2 protein-coding genes are annotated in these 3523 nt (G+C 44.2%); one reads left to right on the forward strand and one right to left on the reverse strand.

From position 1 onward, the window contains the following. On the forward strand, positions 1-2055 hold a 2055-nt coding region (locus Q1V93_RS03365), incomplete at its 5' end, for a glycoside hydrolase family 3 protein (protein ID WP_300661447.1). Positions 2056-2057: 2 nt separating this feature from the next. On the opposite strand, the gene Q1V93_RS03370 is transcribed toward Q1V93_RS03365, so the two are convergent. After that, positions 2058-3500 carry an alpha-L-fucosidase gene (locus Q1V93_RS03370; protein ID WP_300661450.1) on the reverse strand — a complete coding sequence of 481 codons (1443 nt, stop codon included), beginning with the start codon at positions 3498-3500 and terminating at the stop codon, positions 2058-2060. Between the last annotated feature and the right edge of the window lie 23 nt (positions 3501-3523).

Raw genomic sequence — 3523 nt, forward strand, 5'->3', positions numbered from 1 at the left:
ACCACACACATGGGATTGGCTTTCGTCCGTTCCTTCGAATCGCTGGGAATTATTACTACTCCAAAACATTTTGTAGCAAATGTTGGTGACGGAGGCCGCGACAGCTACCCGATTCATTTAAGTGAACGTGCATTGGAAGAAACTCATTTCGTTCCTTTCAAACAAACGATTCAATTGGGAAATGCCCGTTCCATCATGACAGCTTACAATTCACTGAACGGAACAGCCTGCTCTTCCAACAAGTGGTTATTGACCGAAAAGTTGAAGAACGAATGGAAATTTACCGGTTTCGTCATTTCAGACGCAAATGCAGTTGGCGGCGAACTGGTTTTACACAAAACTGCTACAGATTACAGCGAAAGTGGTGCTCATGCCATCAATGCAGGAATGGATGTGATTTTTCAAACCGATGTCAATCATTCTTCGTTATTCTACCCCGCTTTCAAAAACGGATTGGTCGACAGTAATCGCTTGAATGATGCAGTAGCGCGCGTGCTCCGGGCCAAGTTTGAACTCGGCTTGTTTGAACATCCTTATATCTCAGAACAAATTGACGAACAAACACTTCATACGGAAGGAAAAAACCTGGCGCGAAAAGTAGCGCAGGAATCCATTGTTTTATTAAAGAACGAACAACATGTTCTTCCGCTTTCATCCGAAATAAAAACCATTGCAGTTTTCGGAGCTGATGCCGTGGAAGCACGCTTGGGCGGATACAGTGGTCCGGGGTATCAAAAAATAAGTATCCTGGATGGAATCAAAGAACAGGTCGGGAAAAACACACGTATTCTTTATTCGGAAGGTGCCAACAGAAATTTGGACCTATTCGAAACGATTGAATCAAAGTACCTGGAATCAAACGGAACTCCGGGTTTAGCCTCTGCTTATTTCGACAATACAGAACTAAGCGGCAAACCTGTTTATGAAAGAAGAAACGAAGAAATTAACTTTCACTGGACCTTGTACTCCCCACACGAAAAATTGAAAGCGGATCATTACAGCGCTCGCTGGACAGGGGGATTAACGGCTCCGAAAAGCGGAGAATTTCAAATTGGATTGGAGGGAAATGACGGTTTTCGTTTGTACCTGAATGACAAACTTCTGATCGACCGCTGGGATAAACAATCTTATCACACAGATTTGGTTCCTTACAAATTCAAAAAAGGAGAAAAATATGCTATCCGCGTTGAGTTTCACGAAACACAGGGTGAGGGCAAAATCCGCCTGATCTGGAATGCAACAATTGATACGGATTGGAAAAAAAAGATAGATGAAAGTGTTCAACTGGCAAAAAAGGCAAATGTTGCCATTGTTGTGGCAGGAATCACAGAAGGAGAATTTCTCGACCGGGCATCACTGAAACTTCCCGGACACCAGGAAGAACTGATTCAAGCCCTGAATGCTACCGGAAAACCGGTGATTGTGCTGATTGTAGGTGGAAGTGCTGTTACGATGGAAAACTGGATAGATAAAACGGAAGCGATTGCAATGCTTTGGTATCCGGGACAAGAAGGCGGGCGCGCAGTTTCGGATGTTCTTTTTGGGGAAGTGAACCCAAGTGGAAAATTACCCGTCACCTTTCCAATGAATGAAGCGCAACTTCCGTTAGTTTACAACCATCAGCCAACCGGGCGCGGAAACGATTACAACAATTTAAGTGGTCAACCACTTTTCCCTTTCGGGTTTGGCTTGAGTTATACCCAATTCAGCTATTCGGATATCCGTTTGGATCGTTCCGGTATTTCAGGCAGTGAAAGCACAAAGGTTCGGTTCAAACTTAAAAACACCGGAAAGCGTGACGGCGATGAAGTGGTTCAGCTATACATCAAAGATGTTCTCAGTTCAATCGTTCGGCCGGTTCAGGAATTAAAAGGTTTCCAACGCATTCATTTGAAAGCCGGAGAAGAAACCGAAATTATCTTTGAGATTACTCCTGAATTACTGGAACAGTTGGATGCAGAATTAAAACCTGTTGTAGAACCGGGAATTTTCCGGATCATGATCGGGTCTTCTTCCAGGGATTTGCCCTTAAAAGCGGATCTCGAAGTCAAATAAGCTCATTCCGTCTCAAAGGCGAAAGTCCAGACAGGATTTTCAGATTTCGAGTGGACGATTGATCCCGGAAGCTGAACATGCACCTGATTATTTGCAATCTTCCAGTTTACTTTTTCTCCGGTCGGGAGGTAAATCATCGCTGTTCCCTTCTTTGGAAGATTCACCGACCAGGAAACGATTTTATTTTTCTTCAGGGATTCGTTCACAACAACCAAGGCATACGTTTTCTTCTTTTTGGGATTGTGTGTGAAAAAAACAGATTCCTCCCGGTAATGATCCAATGAACGTGTTTCATAAATCGCTTCTTTATTCGCATCCATCCAGGCTCCTACTTCCAGCAAGCGTTGTTCTACATTTTCCGGAATGGTTCCGTCTGCTTTCGGCCCTACACCCAATAACAGGTTTCCTCCTTTGGCAACGACTTCCACCAAAGTCCGGATCACTCTTTCCGTTGACTTGATTTCGTCATTCGGCACATACCCCCAATTGGTACAAAGCGGCATACATGTTTCCCACGGATTGTTGATCCGCTTTTCAGGAATTGTGTGTTCCGGAGTTTGATAATTTTCATAAGGTCCTTGCACCGTTCTGTCTACAACGATCATTCCCGGTTGGTGCGAGCGCGCCATTCCGGCAATTTTCCCGATGTTCAATTCCTGGTTCCACTGCGGAATCGGTGCTCCCCACGACAAGACCTCGTCATCAATGGTGTTCATCGGTCTCACCCAGCCGCCATCGAGCCACAAAATATCCACACCGCCGTATCCGGTAACGATTTCCTGAATCTGGTTATACGTAAAATTCTGAAACTGTTCCCAACGCCACGGATGTTTCCGGGTATCGTAATTATTATTGCGATTCGGCGTTGCGTACAAAGGCCACCAGTAGTTTTCATTGTGCCAGTCGGGTTTCGAAAAATAAGCTCCGATCATAAAACCTTCTTTCCGATACGCATCAAACACGTGTTTCAAGACATCTGATTTCGGATTGGAAGCAAAAGGACCCGCCGTGATTTTAAAATCCGTTTGTTTGGTATCGAACATGCAAAATCCGTCATGATGCTTGGTTGTAAAAACCAGGTACTTCATTCCTGCTTTCTTTGAAATATCCGCCCACCTTTCCGGGTTAAACTTCACCGGGTTCAATTCCTTACTCAAGCCCCAATACCATTTTTTGTAATCGTCATAATTTGACGTTGAATCCCGGGTAATCCAGTCTTCAGAACAAATCGACCAGGATTCTACAATTCCGGGAACAGCATACAAGCCCCAGTGGATAATCACCCCGAATTTCTGATCCTGCCATTGCTCCAGTTTTTTCAACACTTGCGGATCTGTCGGTTTTTGGTAATCATTTGAAACCGGATGAATTCCATTGACTTGTGTCCATGAACTCAGGGAGATCAAACAAGATATCCCTATCGTAAAAACTGCTTTTAAATCCATCATCTGTAGCTAGAAAAATCCAT

It is taken from the genome of Fluviicola sp. (assembly GCF_030151805.1).
Classification (GTDB): domain Bacteria; phylum Bacteroidota; class Bacteroidia; order Flavobacteriales_D; family Crocinitomicaceae; genus Fluviicola.